The 14,708-nt window shown below is 57.5% G+C and carries 16 protein-coding genes; 9 read left to right on the top strand and 7 right to left on the bottom strand.

Annotated elements, in window-relative coordinates; genetic code table 11:
• Nucleotides 1–84: 84 nt before the first annotated feature.
• Nucleotides 85–600: a hypothetical protein gene (locus tag ACP15U_RS12180; RefSeq protein WP_425045415.1), complete on the bottom strand. Its 516-nt coding sequence runs from the start codon at nucleotides 598–600 to the stop codon at nucleotides 85–87.
• A gap of 280 nt (nucleotides 601–880) precedes the next feature.
• Here ACP15U_RS12180 and rpsF point away from each other — a divergent pair, with 280 nt between their 5' ends.
• The 4 genes from rpsF to ACP15U_RS12160 all read left to right on the top strand — a co-directional run bounded on the left by rpsF (nucleotide 881) and on the right by ACP15U_RS12160 (nucleotide 2,793).
• On the top strand, nucleotides 881–1,234 hold the full coding sequence (gene rpsF / locus ACP15U_RS12175) for a 30S ribosomal protein S6 (RefSeq protein ID WP_425045414.1): 354 nt from the start codon (nucleotides 881–883) through the stop codon (nucleotides 1,232–1,234).
• A gap of 28 nt (nucleotides 1,235–1,262) precedes the next feature.
• Nucleotides 1,263–1,490 carry a 30S ribosomal protein S18 gene (gene rpsR / locus ACP15U_RS12170; protein WP_005982441.1) on the top strand — a complete coding sequence of 76 codons (228 nt, stop codon included), beginning with the start codon at nucleotides 1,263–1,265 and terminating at the stop codon, nucleotides 1,488–1,490.
• A 13-nt stretch (nucleotides 1,491–1,503) separates the two neighbouring features.
• Entirely contained in the window at nucleotides 1,504–2,127 is a 624-nt protein-coding gene (rplI, locus tag ACP15U_RS12165) for a 50S ribosomal protein L9 (protein ID WP_425045413.1), read from the top strand.
• 180 nt (nucleotides 2,128–2,307) lie between these two features.
• Nucleotides 2,308–2,793, top strand: a complete 486-nt coding sequence (locus ACP15U_RS12160; RefSeq protein ID WP_425045551.1) for a transglycosylase SLT domain-containing protein — start codon at nucleotides 2,308–2,310, stop codon at nucleotides 2,791–2,793.
• A 35-nt stretch (nucleotides 2,794–2,828) separates the two neighbouring features.
• Here the strand turns inward: ACP15U_RS12160 and aqpZ are convergent, their stop codons facing one another.
• Nucleotides 2,829–3,524, bottom strand: a complete 696-nt coding sequence (aqpZ, locus tag ACP15U_RS12155; RefSeq protein ID WP_425045412.1) for an aquaporin Z — start codon at nucleotides 3,522–3,524, stop codon at nucleotides 2,829–2,831.
• Between the two features lie 411 nt (nucleotides 3,525–3,935).
• On the opposite strand from aqpZ, the gene ACP15U_RS12150 reads away from it, so the two are divergent.
• Both ACP15U_RS12150 and ACP15U_RS12145 read left to right on the top strand, forming a co-directional pair.
• Nucleotides 3,936–4,637, top strand: a complete 702-nt coding sequence (locus ACP15U_RS12150) for an autoinducer binding domain-containing protein (protein ID WP_425045411.1) — start codon at nucleotides 3,936–3,938, stop codon at nucleotides 4,635–4,637.
• A gap of 106 nt (nucleotides 4,638–4,743) precedes the next feature.
• The gene (locus ACP15U_RS12145; protein ID WP_425045410.1) at nucleotides 4,744–5,613 is read left to right on the top strand and encodes an acyl-homoserine-lactone synthase; all 870 of its coding nucleotides are present in this window, start codon (nucleotides 4,744–4,746) and stop codon (nucleotides 5,611–5,613) included.
• A 111-nt stretch (nucleotides 5,614–5,724) separates the two neighbouring features.
• On the opposite strand, the gene tig is transcribed toward ACP15U_RS12145, so the two are convergent.
• Both tig and ACP15U_RS12135 read right to left on the bottom strand, forming a co-directional pair.
• Nucleotides 5,725–7,056 carry a trigger factor gene (gene tig / locus ACP15U_RS12140; protein ID WP_425045409.1) on the bottom strand — a complete coding sequence of 444 codons (1,332 nt, stop codon included), beginning with the start codon at nucleotides 7,054–7,056 and terminating at the stop codon, nucleotides 5,725–5,727.
• A gap of 198 nt (nucleotides 7,057–7,254) precedes the next feature.
• The gene (locus ACP15U_RS12135) at nucleotides 7,255–8,361 is read right to left on the bottom strand and encodes a porin (protein WP_425045408.1); all 1,107 of its coding nucleotides are present in this window, start codon (nucleotides 8,359–8,361) and stop codon (nucleotides 7,255–7,257) included.
• Between the two features lie 203 nt (nucleotides 8,362–8,564).
• On the opposite strand from ACP15U_RS12135, the gene ACP15U_RS12130 reads away from it, so the two are divergent.
• Nucleotides 8,565–8,894, top strand: coding sequence for a TraR/DksA family transcriptional regulator (locus ACP15U_RS12130; RefSeq protein WP_425045407.1), 330 nt, complete (start codon nucleotides 8,565–8,567; stop codon nucleotides 8,892–8,894).
• A 37-nt stretch (nucleotides 8,895–8,931) separates the two neighbouring features.
• Here the strand turns inward: ACP15U_RS12130 and ACP15U_RS12125 are convergent, their stop codons facing one another.
• Nucleotides 8,932–9,396, bottom strand: a complete 465-nt coding sequence (locus ACP15U_RS12125) for a hypothetical protein (RefSeq protein ID WP_425045406.1) — start codon at nucleotides 9,394–9,396, stop codon at nucleotides 8,932–8,934.
• A 97-nt stretch (nucleotides 9,397–9,493) separates the two neighbouring features.
• The gene (locus tag ACP15U_RS12120; RefSeq protein ID WP_425045405.1) at nucleotides 9,494–9,667 is read right to left on the bottom strand and encodes a hypothetical protein; all 174 of its coding nucleotides are present in this window, start codon (nucleotides 9,665–9,667) and stop codon (nucleotides 9,494–9,496) included.
• Nucleotides 9,668–9,900: 233 nt separating this feature from the next.
• Between ACP15U_RS12120 and ACP15U_RS12115 the strand changes: the two genes are divergently transcribed.
• Nucleotides 9,901–11,010: a serine/threonine protein kinase gene (locus ACP15U_RS12115; protein WP_425045404.1), complete on the top strand. Its 1,110-nt coding sequence runs from the start codon at nucleotides 9,901–9,903 to the stop codon at nucleotides 11,008–11,010.
• Nucleotides 11,011–11,109: 99 nt separating this feature from the next.
• Here ACP15U_RS12115 and ACP15U_RS12110 read toward each other — a convergent pair whose 3' ends face one another.
• Nucleotides 11,110–11,772: a TetR/AcrR family transcriptional regulator gene (locus ACP15U_RS12110; protein WP_425045403.1), complete on the bottom strand. Its 663-nt coding sequence runs from the start codon at nucleotides 11,770–11,772 to the stop codon at nucleotides 11,110–11,112.
• 407 nt (nucleotides 11,773–12,179) lie between these two features.
• On the opposite strand from ACP15U_RS12110, the gene ACP15U_RS12105 reads away from it, so the two are divergent.
• Nucleotides 12,180–14,636 carry a GcvT family protein gene (locus ACP15U_RS12105; RefSeq protein WP_425045402.1) on the top strand — a complete coding sequence of 819 codons (2,457 nt, stop codon included), beginning with the start codon at nucleotides 12,180–12,182 and terminating at the stop codon, nucleotides 14,634–14,636.
• Nucleotides 14,637–14,708: the final 72 nt, after the last annotated feature.

The raw sequence follows: 14,708 nt of genomic DNA, 5'->3' as shown, positions 1-14,708 counted from the left end.
AGGCGGCAGACAAGTCAACATAAATAAACAGATTGTGTGACAGAACGAACAGAGTTCGCCGGCTGTCCCCGGGTCGATCCGGGTTCAGGAATGGATATTGACAATTCCGGTCAACTGCGACCGAAGGGCGTGGCGAATTTCAACATTTTCCAGCGGCAGGCGCATCAGCAGGCTGCCGTCCATGTCATAAAGCTCAACCTTGGTCTCGAAGAACTTTGCGCTGCCAAGACTGTCGTAAGCACGGCGCAGAACCGTGTGCGGGCGCCCGCGGTTGTTCTTCTGAAGAACCCGGACTTCGCGACGGATCGGATCAAAATAGGCATCCGGCTGATTGTCGGCGTGATGCATCATCAACAAGGCCAGACCGCAGAGGAAGAAGAAGATCGACACGCCGAGCTTCATCAGCACCAGTTCCGCCGACAACTGGGCGCCCGGCAACAGCCACATTCCGGCGGCGCTCAGGACGAGCGCGGTGCCGCAAATACGGAACAGCACGGTGCGTACCGGCCAGTTGGGTGCGAAGTTGATCATCAGAGGAACCGTTTCCTCGAATGCCGGGATCGCAACTGCCTTCTGAAGGGTCTGGTCTGCGGCGCTCATTGTCTCTGTGTCCTGTTCAGGTTTCAAAAGGGCCGCCACTGCGGTCCTGTCCCATCAATCTCAGTTAACAAAACGTCAGGATTGGGGCAGATACAGGGATTAAACGGGGCATAGGGAAACGGCCGTAACTACCCGGTTTCCGCTTGCCTCCCGCGCGCCAGCGTGTATATGAGGCCATCCTTTCGCAAGCTACGTTTATCCGCGCAGTCTCTCGTGACAGGGCCGCGAAAGGCATCTGGCCCCGTCTATGAAATGCGCCTCGACAGAAACAGGAGTTCACATGCCGTTTTATGAGCATGTCATGATCGCGCGTCAGGACCTGTCCAACGCGCAGGCAGAAAGCCTCGTTGAACATTTCGGCACCGTCCTCGCGGACAACGGCGGCAAAGTCGTCGACAGCGAGTACTGGGGCGTCAAGACGATGGCCTACAAGATTAACAAAAACCGCAAGGGTCACTACTCCTTCCTCAAGACCGATGCCCCGGCACCGGCCGTTCAGGAAATGGAGCGCCTGATGCGTCTGCATGACGACGTGATGCGGGTTCTGACCATCAAGGTGGACGAGCACGCCGAAGGCCCCTCGATCCAGATGCAGAAACGTGACGAGCGCGACGGCCGTCGCGAGCGCCGCTGATAACCGTCTGAGTACAGGAGACTAAACCATGGCTGCAAAACCATTTTTCCGCCGCCGCAAGGTCTGCCCCTTCTCGGGCGACAATGCACCCAAGATCGACTACAAGGACACCCGTCTGCTTCAGCGCTACATTTCCGAGCGCGGCAAGATCGTGCCTTCGCGCATCACCGCCGTTTCGGCCAAGAAGCAACGCGAACTGGCTCGTGCCATCAAGCGCGCGCGCTTCCTCGCCCTGCTGCCCTACGCCGTCAAGTAAGGAGACCTGACCAATGCAAGTTATCCTTCTGGAACGTGTTGCCAAGTTGGGTCAGATGGGCGACGTCGTTGACGTCAAGCCCGGTTATGCGCGCAACTTCCTGCTGCCGCAGGGCAAGGCTCTGACCGCAAGCAACGCCAACATCGCCTCTTTCGAAGCCCAGAAAGCGCAGCTTGAAGCGCGCAACCTGGAAACCAAGAAAGAAGCCGAAGCACTGGCTGAAAAGCTCGACGGTCAACAGTTCATCGTGATTCGCTCAGCATCGGATTCTGGCGCACTTTATGGCTCGGTCACTCCGCGCGACGCAGCCGACGCAGCCACCGAAGCCGGCTTCACCGTCGACAAAAAGCAGATTGTACTGGTCGCTCCGATCAAGGAACTGGGCCTGCACAACGTCGCCGTGAAACTGCACCCCGAGGTCGAAGTCGGAATTGCGCTGAACGTGGCGCGCTCGGAAGAGGAAGCCGAACTTCAGGCATCGGGCAAATCCATCCAAGATCTGGCCGCCGAAGAAGAAGCCGCCGCCGAATTCGAGATCGCCGAACTGTTCGACGACATGGGCGCCGCCGCTTCGGACGACGAAGATGCACCGGTTGCCGAAGAAGAAGCACCGGCCGAGGACGACAGCACCAGCTGATCGCCTCAACTTAACGACGACGGAAACCGCGCAGTATTCTGCGCGGTTTTTTTTCTGCCCGAACGCCCCGGCAAGCGGATTCCCGCACGGCCCGAGCTTGGTCACCGACCACCGGTTCCGCATCTTTGCCCACGCCGTTACTCTGCGTTCAACGTTTTTCGGAGACACACTATGGCCCAGCTGACCCGCCGAACCCTGCTCACTCTAACCGCAGCCACACTGGTCACGTCCGCCTGCAGCACACGGCGCAAAAGCACGCGTAACGCTCCCTTCGATCCGCCGCTTTATCCGAATGAAACCCCGGAGCTGCGGAAAAAGATCAACTACTGGTCAGATTACTACGAAGTTCCAAGGGAATTGGTGCACCGCGTCGTTATCCGGGAAAGCACCCATCGGCCGCATGCCATCAACCGCCCCTACTATGGTCTGATGCAGATTTTGCCAGCCACGGCGCGTTCGATGGGGTTCCGCGGTCAGCCACAGGATTTGCTGGACGCCGACACCAATCTTGAGTTCTCGGTCAAATACCTGCGCGGGGCGTGGTTGATTTCGGATGGCAGCCACGACAACGCGGTCAAACACTACTCTCGCGGTTATTACCACGAAGCCAAGAGACGGGGCATGCTGGTGGAAACCGGTCTTGCCCAACCTCTGGTCAAACAGTAAGGGCGCCGCAACTGCGACGGCGCCCCATACTTTGCTTACTCTTCCCCGCTGTCCAGCGCCTTCCAGATGATGGCACCGAGAGCTGCACCGACAAGGGGCGCAACCCAGAACAGCCAGAGCTGTGCCAGAGCCGGGCCGTCCGCGAACAATGCCACCCCGGTTGAACGTGCCGGATTGACGGAGGTGTTGGTCACCGGAATCGAGATCAGGTGAATCAGTGTCAAACCCAAGCCAATCGCGATCGGCGCGAACCCCGGAGGCGCTTTTTCTGAGGTGCTGCCAAGGATGATGATCAGGAAGACCGCTGTAAGAACGATCTCGGCCACCAGCCCGGCCATCATCGAATAGCCCTGAGGTGACGCTGCTCCGTAGCCGTTCGACGCAAAGCCGCCGACACCGTTTTGCCCGGCCGGACCACCAGAGGCGATCACATAGAGAACGATTGCCGCCGCGATCGCGCCCAGAACCTGCGCCACCCAATACGGGATCATCTCCTTGGCGTCATGGCGCCCGCCCATGACAAGACCCAGCGTCACGGCCGGGTTGAAATGGCCACCCGAGATGTGACCAACCGTAAAGGCCATGGTCATCACTGTCAGGCCGAATGCAAAGGAAACTCCCAGCCATCCGATTCCCACATCCGCAACTCCGGCCGCAAGGACGGCGCTGCCGCAGCCGCCAAAGACAAGCCAGAAAGTGCCGACAAATTCGGCAAGCAACTTGTTAGTCATCATGAAAACCCTTCTTCCGCAAATTCGAACAGGATGCCCCATGTTAGCACTAATTTGCAAAATGGATGCCCGTTTCTGCGCTGCCCTCGCCAACTGAGGCAAATCGGGGCCCGGCAGGCTTACCAATTCACCCAGACAATCGGTTTACTTGCTGATTCTCTGGTCAACTCAAATGGGCAAATTCAAGCCTTTCGAGCCCAGCGAAACTCCGCGTTCTGGGAAAAGTAATTTAAACTGCGCACATAAAGGAAACTTTTTGTCGCATTATTAGGTGCTTGTCGCTGCCCCTACGTAAACTAGACTTGTCATTGCCAAAGATGCTGCCCCAATATGAATTCAATACGGCTTTCGCGATAGCATCCTCACTAAAAGGCGCTCGGCAATCGCGATCGGAAGCGAATGGAATGACACATGAAACTTATTGATCTGAGCGCGATCGACAACATTGAGAATCACGCAGATGCCTACCTGCGGGAACTTTGCGACAGGCTCGGATTCGACTTTGCTTCCTATGCGACATCGAACCCGATCACTGGTGATGTACAGGGCTATGCAACCTACCCGGACGCGTGGAAACTGCACTACGGACAGCGCGGATTTCATCAGTTTGACCCAACCCTGACCAAATCGGTCAAAAGCGTCGCGCCCGTCGATTGGAGCCGGCTGCGCTGTGACGAAAAGTTCAAGACCGTATTCCGTGATGCCAGCGATTTCGGCATTACCGATCGCGGCCTTACCGTTCCCATCCGGGGCCCTTATGGCGAATGCGGACTGCTAAGTGTCACCCGGGACTGTAAGGACAGGGAATGGGATGCGTTCAAAGACTACGTTATGGGTGAATTGCAGGTCGCCGCTGTTCACATGCATGACAATGTCCTGCGTTCGGGTGTCCTTCCGAAAACACTTTATCGTCCGTCCCTGTCAACCCGGGAAGTCGAAATCCTTCAATGGGTTGCTGCCGGAAAATCCCAGCAGGACATCGGGGATATTCTCAGCATTTCGCATCGAACCGTCGAGGTTCATCTGCGTTCGGGCCGGGAAAAGCTGGGTGCACTGACCACGGTTCAGGCCGTTGGTCGGGCAATTGGCCTTGGCCTCGTGCAACCTGAATAACCGGTAGCATTTTCCGAAAACTCTCCGCACTACGGGAATCCCCCAATAGAGCTTCTTTGCCCCATGGTTAACTTGGGGCCGTAGCTCAAAACGGTATGGGGATGCCATGATTATTGTAATCGACTCTTTGAATAAACACCTGTTCGGCGACGTGTTGGACCAGATGTTCGAATTGCGGGCCCGCGTCTTTCAGGGGCGGCTCGGCTGGGATGTGAAAGTAAGCAACAACAAGGAGATAGACGAATTCGACGCGCTCGATCCGGTGCATGTGGTCAGCCTGGACGACGACGGAGACGTGGTTGGATGCATGCGATTGCTGCAAACCACTGGCCCGCATATGCTGGCTGATGTGTTCGCGGCCATTCTGGATGGCGAACCACCGCTTCGCAGCGCTCAGGTCTGGGAAGCGACCCGGTTCTGCGTCGACACGGTAAAGCTCTGCGGTGGCAAGACCCGCAACTCGATTTCATACGTCACGAGCGAGGTGATGATCGGCGCGTTTGAATATGCAAAAAGGGCCGGTGTTCTGGATGCTGTCGCGGTGATCGACCCCGTGATGAACCGCGTGCTGCAACGTTCCGGCAATGCACCCAACGACTATCTTGGTAGCGCCAAGCAAATGGGAAAGGTCAAGGCGATGGCGGCCCTGATGGATTGCTCAGACAACCGCATCGACGGCATTCGCAACTTTGCAGGGATCCGACATGACGTCTTTCTGACAGAGCAGGAAGCTCTGGAACGATTTGCCCTGCGGGATCAGAAGCCTCTGATGCGGATTACGTCGGAACCCGTCACACAAGCACCAGCCGGCGCGTTGCAGGAATATATGATGGAACAGATGCGAGACGCGGCGAACGACCCGGCAGAAGCCGAAGCAACCGAACGTCTGGTCCGCGCGATGTCAGACAGGCTGACGCCGGAACAGTGCCGGCAGATCATGCGTCTGGCGCATCCCGAATTGTTCGAGGAAAAATGATCCCCACGGCCACTCAGCTACCCTCGAACAAAAAGAGAGCCGCCCCCCCGGGCGGCTCTCGTCTTTCTGTTTGTGCCGATACCAGGCTGATCGCCCGGAGCCGGAAAACGATTACTCGTCTTCCAGTTCCTCGACAGCTTTCTGCAGGTCGTCCTTGCTGACTTCCTTGTCGGCGACTTCAGCCAGTTCAAAGATGTAGTCGACAACCTTGTCTTCGAAGAGCGGCGCACGCAGTTGCTGCTGCATCTGTGCATTCTGCTGCACAAACTCAAAGAACTGGCGTTCCTGACCCGGATACTGACGGGCCTGGTTCATGATCGCCTGGGTCATCTCCGAGTCGGTAACCTCAACCTCGGCTCTCTGACCGAGTTCAGCCAACAGCAGGCCCAGACGCACGCGACGTTCGGCCAGATTGTTGTGCTCGTCCTTGGGTTCGATCTCTTCGTGATCGTGGCCCTCGACCTCGGGGTTTTCCTCATGCCACAGCTGATGCGCGATCTGCTTGGCCTCGGCTTCCACCAGCGACGGCGGCAAATCAAAAGAAACAATTTCGTCCAGCTTGTCCAGCAGGCCGCGCTTCATCACCGCGCGGGATGCACCGGCATATTCGGCTTCCAGACGCTCACCGATCTGTTCCTTCAGGGCAGCCAAGTCTTCGGCGCCGAACTTCTTGGCCAGCTCGTCGTTGACCTCGGCCGCAACCGGCTCTTTGATTTCCTTGATGGTGCAGGCAAAGACTGCGGCCTTACCGGCAAGATGCTCGGCCTGATACTCTTCGGGGAAAGAAACTTCGACGTCTTTTTCCTCGCCGGCCTTCACGCCAACCAACTGCTCTTCGAAACCGGGAATAAACGAGTTCGAACCCAGCACCAGCGGATAATCTTCGGCAGAACCGCCTTCGAATGCTTCTCCGTCAACCTTGCCGACGAAATCCATGACGACCTGATCGCCGTCCTTGGCCTTGGAGCCCTTGCGGCGATCTTTGAAATCCTGCGCGGTCTCGGCGAGGTTGCCCAGCGCTTCTTCCACGGATGCCTCGTCGGCCTTTACGACCAGCTTCTCGAGCGAGATGCCTTTCAGGTCAACTTCGGGGATCTCGGGCAGAGCCTCGTAGGACATTTCGACGTGAACGTCGTCGCCCTCTTTCCAGTCCTCGTTGGTCATCTTGACCGCAGGCTGAAGCGCCGGCCGATCGCCGCTGTCCTCGAAATGCTTGCTCATGGCACCGTCGATGGTTTCCTGCATCGCTTCGCCCAGCAGACGCTGGCCAAACTGCTTTTTCAGCAGCGCCATCGGCACCTTGCCCTTGCGAAAGCCCTTCATCTCGATTTCAGGCTGCGCTTCGACCAGCTTTTCGTTGACCTTCTCATCCAGTTCGTTGGCGGTGACGACAATGTTGTAGCCGCGTTTCAAACCTTCGTTCAGCGTCTCGGTAACCTGCATTTGGTAGTCCCCATGAGTATCGGGGCGCACGGGAATCCCGCGCGCCGGCATAATTTGAGGCCTTCTATTTGCCCTGTCTGTCCGGCGCAAGGGGCATCTGGCCGGATCGGCCTTCAATCGCCGCCTGCAACGGCAAAAAACGCGCCCGGCCGGGGCGCGTTCGTTCGATCAAGCGAAGCGATGATTCTGCGTTCGACCTCAGAACCTCCAGCGGGCGCCCATGAACAGAGAGCTGATATCCTGATAGGCGGTGCCGGGCTGGCTGTATTCATACTTTCTGAGCCCAAGATAAGCTTCGACATTCTGGCTGTCGAACTTCTGCACGGCGCCCACCCCCAAGACCTTGGCACGGGAACCGTTGGTCAACCCGGTGTCCCGACCGTGATAATAGTCAATGGCCAGTGCAGTTTTTCCGACAGCAAGCCAGTCGGCCTGATAGCCGAACTTGGCATAGGTATAGCTGCCGGCGTTTTGCCGGCTGCCCGCTGCCATGGTGAAATTGAAACCGGACTCATGAAGAAGGCTGAAGGATCCAAGCGTGTCCTTGAGCGTCGTATTGGCGTTGGGCTTGCGGTGAGCATATGCCAGTCCGGCCACCATTTTTGTTGCCCCGAATTCACCCTTGTAGCGCAGCGTGATATCGGTGGCCTTGAAATCCACATTCTGGGCAAGGATCTCTTCGCCATAAGAGGCCGAAACCGTGAAACCGCTGAAACTTGGGCTGTCATAGCGGATCCGCCCCCGGCGGCCGCCATCGAAATCCGGCGTCGCCGCGCCGATGGTCGGCCCGGTCAGAGCTCCGGTGGTATCCCTGAACCGGAAGCCGCCGGAAGAATCGCCAATTGCTGAGTAAATGACCAGTGCAGTTCCCGACAGGTCCGAATGCGCAATCAGGTCGCTGGCCATACTGCCTTGTCCGAAATAGAACTTGCCCGCCCGATCGGTTTCGAGCGCAAAGTCGACCTTGCGGATATTCACACGCCGCCAATGCAGTGCATCGGGTTTGAAATTCTGACTGACCATATTGGACTGCCGCAGACCAAGGGCCGTTTCGAAGTTGAACGAAAACTGCCCCGCAGATGTAGGCTGCCGAACCCACAGCCCGACCCGCGAGTTGGAATGCGTGCTGTCGACAAGGTTGTTGTATTTCTCAACACCGTCATCAACCGATTGCCAGGCGGGATTGAACTGACCGTATAGCGTGACGGATCCGCCTGACGCATTGTCATATTTCAACTGCGCGGCCAGAGGCTGCGCCATGAAAGCGGCCAGAGCGGCGGCGTTGAAGAACAGGGTTTTTTTCATTGGGGCACCCGATGATGGAGATGAAAGTTCCGGACTGAAATCGGACTCGCGCGTCTGCAATTAGTCTATATCAGCCGGTCAAGGCAGCAAGTCTGATCCTCCGTGCCGCGTGCCAATCCAAAATTTCCGGGCTCAATCAATTCGTATGCCCAAGTCTTTTGCGCTTCTTGCTGATCGAGCTTCACCCGTGTCAGTCTGCTGATATGACACATTCGTACCGCGCCACCCTCCTGTCGATGCTGGCGGCACTGGACGCTGAAGATAGTGCCGGCAAGGACAGTCAGGCAATCGTCGATCTGGACCAGACCCGCGTCGGCAGGCTGAGCAGGATGGATGCCCTGCAACATCAGGCCATGGCACAGGCCAGCGCCCGCCGCCGCGCGGCCGAGCGCATCAGGCTGCAGGCCGCGCTGAACAGGCTCGAAAGTGACGAATTCGGCTATTGCGCCGATTGCGGCGAAGAGATCCCACCGGATCGGCTCGCCATAGACCCAGCCCTGTCCCGCTGCGCCGAGTGCACACGCGGAAGCTAGAGCCCGGACGCGAGGCGGGATAGCGCCTGATCCAAATTCAGTCGGACAAGGGGCTTGTCTTGGTCTGACGTTCGAGCCTGAGAAAGACGAGTGTGCGGCCCTCTTCTCCCTTGTCCTTCAACGACACGCTGTAGGCGTTTTCTCCCACGGTCAGCGTTTTCAGATCATAGCTGTCAGGATGATTGACCCGGTCATCAGGCCCCGGCCGGACGCCATCACGACACGCCAGCAATTCATCCCACAGCGACGCCGCCAACCATGCGGCAGACGGATCCCGATAGGGGTGATCCCAGAAACAGGACACGCCGGTAGAAGCGGCCAGCCCGCGAAAAGTCACGCAGACGGATCCCACCGGAGAAGCGCCAGTCTCGGCAACGGTTTCCAACGCTCCAACACGGGGACAGTTGCCGGCGAATAAGGGATTGGAACTGCCGTGTAGTGCAACAAGACTGAGGAACAATGCGCCAGTCAGCTGCACAAGGTTTCTGCTTGCCCGTCTCATCCGTTCCTTCCCGCCACTGGCCCCCACAACCTGTATGTGGCGCTTTCGCGCCAACAGTCCGTCGGCACATTGGCCCATCCTTTCACGATACCAGCTTTCAGCCTTTGCCGCCGAACCGTGTGACAAGTGAAAAACAGACCGCTGCAAACACACCCATCAGTGCGCTGAAGCCCAGGTTGGGAATGAACGACCCTCCCATTCCGGTGATCCATCCAACAAAAAACACAGCGGCGAACACGACTGCCCCGTATATGAGTGATTGTCTTTTCATTGGTCGCCACCATCCTGCCGGAACCTCGACTTCGGGCAACGCTAACACTCTTGTCTCTGCCACCAAAGACTCTTGTTGCGATAACAACACGTGGTCGACCGTCGCGCCGGATGCTCATTGCTACAAAGGGGACAGAACGCCAAATGAGCTCCCATTTTGTCGGGACGCCACTTGCCGTGAAAAAACTTTATCCCTAAGACGTTCCGGCAAACTTATAATTGGGGGAAAGCAGCGTGCAAAAGACCGTTGTAAACAGCTGGAATGAATGGGATCCGCTCAAGCATGTGATCGTCGGCCGGGCCGACGATTGCCACATCCCCCCGGAAGAGCCCGCGCTGGACGCCAAGGTGCCAGAAGACAGCGATATGCGGGGCCAATGGGGTCGGCGTCCGCAAGAAACCATCGACCGGGCGAACGAGTTGCTTGACGGTTTTGCCGCTCAGCTTCAAGCAAGGGGTATCCGGGTTGACCGGCCCACGCCGATCGATCACTCGCTGCCTGCGACAACCCCGGATTTCCACACCGACAGCCAGTTCGGGTGCATGCCGCCACGCGATGTGCTGCTGACGGTTGGCTCCGAGATGCTCGAGGCCACGATGTCGTATCGCTGCCGCTGGTTCGAATACCTGAACTACAGGCCCCTCATGCAGCAGTATTTTGACGAGGACCCCAATTTTCGGCATGAGTGCGCCCCCAAGCCCCGGCTGACCGACAAGGATTACCACCCGGACTATCTGAGCGACAAGATCGGCGTCGAAAAGCGTCTACAGTGGGCCGCGGAAAAGTTCTTTGTCACCACCGAAGAGGAACCGCTGTTCGATGCGGCTGATGTACTGCGATTTGGGCGGGACCTCGTCGTTCAGCACGGCTTTACGACGAACCTCAAGGGGATCGAATGGCTGCGCAGGCATTTCCCGGATCACCGTGTGCACACTGTCAACTTTCCCGGTGACCCCTACCCGATCCACATCGACGCGACGTTCACGCCGTTGCGGCCCGGCCTCATTCTCAACAATCCGCAGCGGCGGCTTCCGGACGATCAGCGCAAGATGTTCGAGGACAATGACTGGGAAATCGTGGATGCGGCGCACCCGGCTCACAACACGCCGCCGCCGTTGTGCTATTCCTCTACTTGGCTGTCGATGAATGTGCTCGTACTGGATCCCAAGACAGTCTGCGTCGAAAAGTCAGAAGTCTATCAGGCTGAACAGATGGACAAGCTCGGCCTGGAGGTCGTGCCGGTCGATCTGCGCGACGCCTATGCGTTTGGCGGCGGCCTGCATTGCTGCACCGCCGACGTCTATCGCGAGGGAACCTGTCAGGATTATTTCCCCAAAATGTAATCTCGGCCGAGGTGACGGATTGAGTTTGGGCCCTGCGCATCTGGCCCAAGCTTTCAATCCGCAATTGTCAAATTCATCCAGGGGTCGGATACGGGCCGCTCATGCGGGGGCGGCAGGCCGGTCAAAATGCCTTGGAAACACGCCCGACAGATAGGTGCGAATTCGGTGCTTTGCATCCTGACGTGAAAACTCGCCGGGGTAGATCAGAATATTGAGGCAGAACCCGTCATACAAGCCTTCGAGCGTATCTGCGACCACTTCGGATTCGACCTGTTCATAGCCCCCCTCTGCGATAATCGCGCGGATCAGGGTATTTGACAGCTTCCACCGTTCCGGATCAATCTCCTGCATGATCTTGCGATACTTGGCCCGGCTTGATGCCTCGCCATAAAACGCAAACCAAACGGACAGTTTCTTGCGGTTGTTGATGCGGGAGTGAAAATGCGCGTCGACGATGGCCAAGAGCTTGGCTTCTGGAGACAGATCCGCCTTTTCATAGCTCCTTTTCCATTGATCCCGGTGTTCCTCTGCAAGGAAGCGCAGGGTTTCCTCGAACAGGGTTTCCTTGTTCTTGAAGTGAAAATTCACCAACCCGATCGACAGCCCCGCAAACCCTGTAACGGTCGTCATCGTCGTCCCCGAAACGCCATATTTGGCGATGCTTTCGATGGTCGCATCTATCAATTGCTGACGACGCACCTCCTTCGACGCCGTACGCGGCTTTCGTTGCGGATCGTCTGCCTGCGGGGATGAATCGTTCATTGCGTCTCCTGCGTCACGTTTGCCGCCACCTATCCTCGATATGCCCTGACACTGAGAGCCTCAACCGCTTCCTTCTGCCAAGTCAACGCGGAGGCAATATCGTCAATTTCCGACCGACAGAACGCCTTACACCTACTGGCTGTCAGGGCCAATATTTTAATACCCCTTTACCAAAATCACAGAGTTCATTCCTTCTCAAAGCAGTATGAAATTGCCAACTCCATTAAATGACCATTTAGTCAATAAAGCTATTGAATTCTCTGCAGGCACGATACTAATTTGATCAAACCGCAAGGCCCCGTTGCGGCGGCGCACATCGTCGGCCAACCCGACAAATATCGTGCCGGCTTCCCACTGGACCGAACGCCGTTCCACAGCGCAAAAACCCGGATGCAAGGAAACTCTCCATGGCAAAGCTTCCCACCCATGCACAGACCGTAATCATTGGCGGTGGATCCATCGGCTGCAACACCGCCTACCATCTGACCAAACTGGGTATGAAAGATGTGGTGGTGCTCGAACGCGACCAGCTTACCAGTGGCACCACATGGCACGCAGCCGGGCTGGTCGTTGCCGGACTTCTGAAGTCGGAAGCAGAATGCGAGATCTATACTCACGGCCGCGATCTTTATGCCAAGCTGGAACAGGAAACAGGCCTGCCGACAGGGTTCCGCGACGTGGGCTATCTGCAGATTGCCAACAACGAGGAACGTGTCCACGAAATGCGCCGTCTTGCCCCGTTCATGCGGCGACATGGCATCAATATCTACGAGATTTCACCGCAGGAAACGGCTGAGCTGTTTCCGGTTGGCGACCTGAGCGACGTGCTGGCAGGCTTCTACATTCCCGAAGATGGCCGTGTGAACCCTGTCGACGTTACCATGTCCCTCGCCAAGGGAGCGCGCATGGGCGGTGCAAAGATCTTCGAAGGCATCACCGTGTCGGAGATCATGACCAAGGATGGAACTGCGACCGGTGTGAAGACCGCAGACGGGAAAACCATCGTTGCAGAAAACGTCGTGATCTGCGGTGGCATGTGGTCCCGACAATTGGGAGCAAAGGCAGGCATCAACCTGCCATTGCAGGCCGCCGAACATTATTACCTGATTACCGAAAACGTCCCCGGCCTCAGCCGCGATCTGCCCGTGCTCGAAGATCCCTCGACCTATACCTACTACCGCGAGGAGGTTGGCGGGCTGATGCTGGGCCTGTTCGAACCCGGCGCCGCGCCGTGGAAGCTCGATGGCATCCCCGAAGATTTTTCCTTTGGCGAGATCGAACCGGATTGGGACCGTGTCGGGCCGCATCTCGAAAAGGCCTATTCGCGGGTTCCCTCCACCCTTGATATCGGCGTGAGAAAACTGTTCTGCGGGCCGGAAAGCTTCACGCCGGATCTGGCGCCCTTGGTTGGCGAGACGCCCGAGCTGCGCAATTGCTATGTGGCCTGCGGAATGAACTCGCTGGGTATTCTCAACGGCGCTGGCACAGGCAGGGTGCTGGCGCATTGGATTGTAGACGGCATCCCGCCGATCGACGTGACAGGCATCAACGTCAACCGCTTTACCCGCCACGAGGCAACGCGGGCCTTTCGCCGAGACCGAGGCCCCGAACTGCTGGGCAAGATGTTCGGCCAGCACTATCACAACGAAGCATATGAAACCGCCCGGGATTTGAAACGCTCGGTCCTGCACGACCGACTGGCCGCAAACGGTGCATTCTTTACCGAAGGCCACGGCTGGGAGATGCCCGACTGGTTTGCCCCCTCCCCGGCCGAGGCAAAAATCGACACCTATAGCTGGCACCGCCAGAACTGGTTCGAGTGGCATGCCGAGGAACACCGCGCCGCGCGCGAAGATGTCATCATCATGGACATGTCGACCATGTCCAAGTTCAACGTCGAAGGACCGGATGCGCTGGCGTTGCTGAGCCGCCTCTCCTGCAACGAGATCGACGTGGAGCCCGGCCGCCTCGTCTATACGGCATGGGTCAATGAACAGGGCGGGTTCGAAGCCGATCTGACCGTGACGCGTCTGGCAACAGACAAATTCATGGTGGTCGTCGGTGAAAACAGCCACGGACACACATTGATGCGCATGAAACGGTTTGTTCGTGACGGCGAAGTCGTAGTGATCACCGATCTCACACCTGCGATCACGCAGATCAACATCCACGGGCCCAAAGCGCGCCAGTTGATGGAGAAAGTCACCAACGCCGACATGTCGAACGCGGCATTTCCCTTCATGACATGGCAGGACATTGATGTCGGGTACTGGGTCGTGAAAGCGTTTCGTGTCACGTTCGTAGGTGAGCTCGGCTGGGAGCTTCAGGTGCCCTCATACGCGGCGGTTCAGGTCTATGACCTGTTGAAAGACGTGGGGCGCGAGTTTGGCCTGCGAGATGCCGGCATGCAGACGCTTAACAGTCTGCGTCTGGAAAAGGCATATCGCGATTTCGGACTTGATGTGGACAACACCGACAACCCGATCGAGGCCGGTCTCGGCTTTGCCGTCAAACTGGACAAGCCCGGCGGCTTCGTCGGGCGCAACGCGCTGTCAGCCATAAAGGCCAAAGGGGTTCCGTCCACGCGGATGTTGCAGTTCCTGCTGAAAGACCCAAAGCCGCTGCTGTACGGCAACGAGACGATCTATCTGAATGGCAAAGAAGTCGGCTATGTTCAGATCGGTGGCTACGGTCATTCTCTGGGTGGAGCGGTTGGCATCGGGTTTGCCGAGCACGACAAACCGCTGACGGCAGAATTGGTGCATAGCGGGCATTGGCAGATCCAGATAGCAGAAGACATGGTTGAGGCCACGGCCTCTCTCAAACCGCTTTATGATCCGGGAATGGAGAAGATCCGGTGCTGACAGGCCGGTTGGCAACCATAAAAAAAGGGGAAAATTCAACTCCGGAACCAGAAATCGGTCCGGCTTGTGTCA

Origin of the sequence: Primorskyibacter sp. S87 (assembly GCF_049801055.1) — a bacterium.
Taxonomy (GTDB): domain Bacteria; phylum Pseudomonadota; class Alphaproteobacteria; order Rhodobacterales; family Rhodobacteraceae; genus JBNAGF01.
This window is presented reverse-complemented; position numbering and strand designations above follow the sequence as displayed.

Bases quoted from the DNA above. Each gene is read 5' to 3' on its own strand.
- ACP15U_RS12125 (WP_425045406.1), bottom strand. From the start codon at position 9,396: ATGAGACGGGCAAGCAGAAACCTTGTGCAGCTGACTGGCGCATTGTTC.
- rpsF (WP_425045414.1), top strand. From the start codon at position 881: ATGCCGTTTTATGAGCATGTCATGATCGCGCGTCAGGACCTGTCCAAC.
- ACP15U_RS12130 (WP_425045407.1), top strand. From the start codon at position 8,565: ATGACACATTCGTACCGCGCCACCCTCCTGTCGATGCTGGCGGCACTG.
- rpsR (WP_005982441.1), top strand. From the start codon at position 1,263: ATGGCTGCAAAACCATTTTTCCGCCGCCGCAAGGTCTGCCCCTTCTCG.
- aqpZ (WP_425045412.1), bottom strand. From the start codon at position 3,524: ATGACTAACAAGTTGCTTGCCGAATTTGTCGGCACTTTCTGGCTTGTC.
- rplI (WP_425045413.1), top strand. From the start codon at position 1,504: ATGCAAGTTATCCTTCTGGAACGTGTTGCCAAGTTGGGTCAGATGGGC.
- ACP15U_RS12110 (WP_425045403.1), bottom strand. From the start codon at position 11,772: ATGAACGATTCATCCCCGCAGGCAGACGATCCGCAACGAAAGCCGCGT.
- ACP15U_RS12180 (WP_425045415.1), bottom strand. From the start codon at position 600: ATGAGCGCCGCAGACCAGACCCTTCAGAAGGCAGTTGCGATCCCGGCA.
- ACP15U_RS12120 (WP_425045405.1), bottom strand. From the start codon at position 9,667: ATGAAAAGACAATCACTCATATACGGGGCAGTCGTGTTCGCCGCTGTG.
- ACP15U_RS12150 (WP_425045411.1), top strand. From the start codon at position 3,936: ATGAAACTTATTGATCTGAGCGCGATCGACAACATTGAGAATCACGCA.
- ACP15U_RS12145 (WP_425045410.1), top strand. From the start codon at position 4,744: ATGATTATTGTAATCGACTCTTTGAATAAACACCTGTTCGGCGACGTG.
- ACP15U_RS12135 (WP_425045408.1), bottom strand. From the start codon at position 8,361: ATGAAAAAAACCCTGTTCTTCAACGCCGCCGCTCTGGCCGCTTTCATG.
- ACP15U_RS12105 (WP_425045402.1), top strand. From the start codon at position 12,180: ATGGCAAAGCTTCCCACCCATGCACAGACCGTAATCATTGGCGGTGGA.
- tig (WP_425045409.1), bottom strand. From the start codon at position 7,056: ATGCAGGTTACCGAGACGCTGAACGAAGGTTTGAAACGCGGCTACAAC.